The following is a 1,372-nucleotide window of genomic DNA, read 5'->3' on the forward strand; positions in this document are numbered from 1 at the left end:
GGCTAGTTGTATAATCAAATGCAACAAGCTAAATAAATGAAAAAGCCACGATAAACCGTGTATGATTAAGTCGACGAAAACACAATCATAACGGAGGTTTATCTATGGCTCAGTCTCATTCTACCACAGAAAAACGTAGTTTTAAACATCTTACCGCCTATGACCGCGGAATGATCGCAGCCCTTCGCACAGAAGGAAAGTCCATGCAGGCCATCGCTGAGGCTGTCGGCTGCCATAAGAGCACTATTTCCCGTGAGTTGAAGCGAGGCACCGTCCCCCAAAGGAAATCGAACGGCAAGCTGATTGAAGTCTATTTTCCAGACACTGGCCAGCTGATTTACGAGAGGAACAGGAAAGCCTGCGGCCGCAAAATCAAGCTGGATGAGGCTTCGGGTTTCATCTCATTTGCTGAACATAAAATTCTTGAAGAAGATTGGTCACCTGACGCTGTTTGCGGGTGGGCCAGGCGTGAGAGCCACTTTGAAGGTACCCGTGTCTGCACGAAGACACTCTACAACTACATTGACATGGGGCTAATTGGCGTCAAAAATATTGACCTGCCCATGAAAGTCCGCTTGAACACAAGGAAGAAAAGAACCCGTAAGAATAAAAGGGTGTTGGGCCGAAGTATCGAGGAGCGTCCAGTAGAAGTGGCCGATCGCCAGGAGTTCGGCCACTGGGAAATTGATACCGTCATCGGTAAAAAGTCGAACGACCAGGCCCTCCTCACTTTAACAGAACGAAAGACACGAGAGGAAATTATCTTAAGAGCCGATGCGAAGGACGCCCCTTCCGTCAATGAGCTACTATCTGGCCTGAAAGAAGTATATGGCCCCCTTTTTCCTAAAGTGTTCAAGACCATTACGTCTGACAATGGTTCCGAGTTTTCCGAACTGGCTACTTCTGTTGAAAAGGACGGGACAGATATCTATTTCACCCACCCCTATACTTCCTGTGAAAGGGGGACTAACGAACGCCACAACGGCTTGATCCGGCGCTTTATCCCGAAAGGGAGGGCCATCTCCTTAGTAGCGGATGAAACCATTTCCTATATCCAGAACTGGTGTAACCACCTCCCCCGCAAGATTCTCGGTTACAAGACACCCGAAGAATGCTTTAAGGAGGAGCTAGTACGGTTGGTTGGTTAAGTTTGTCAGTGGGGGATGTTTGCTTCGTGTTTAGCAACTTGACACGGAGCCTCTACAGGCATGGCTCCCCAGCCAGGAAGCCAGATTTTATAAATAATCTGGCTGTGCCGATGAGGCTACCATGCCTGCCACTCCATGTAAAGTTGCGCAAAGTATCCCAGTCTATTTAATCATGGGTTTACTGGTATTTCATTAAATGTTGCATTTAATATTGCAATTTAAGA

The 1,372-nt window shown here is 47.4% G+C and carries 1 protein-coding gene; it reads left to right on the forward strand.

Annotation, left to right across the window (positions count from 1 at the left end):
* Positions 1-104 precede the first annotated feature (104 nt).
* Entirely contained in the window at positions 105-1,148 is a 1,044-nt protein-coding gene (locus tag J2S07_RS21800; protein ID WP_307152465.1) for an IS30 family transposase, read from the forward strand.
* Positions 1,149-1,372 lie beyond the last annotated feature (224 nt).

The sequence above is a fragment of the Anoxybacillus andreesenii genome, from assembly GCF_030813005.1.
Taxonomy (GTDB): domain Bacteria; phylum Bacillota; class Bacilli; order Bacillales; family Cytobacillaceae; genus Robertmurraya; species Robertmurraya andreesenii.

Bases quoted from the DNA above. Each gene is read 5' to 3' on its own strand.
- J2S07_RS21800 (WP_307152465.1), top strand. From the start codon at position 105: ATGGCTCAGTCTCATTCTACCACAGAAAAACGTAGTTTTAAACATCTT.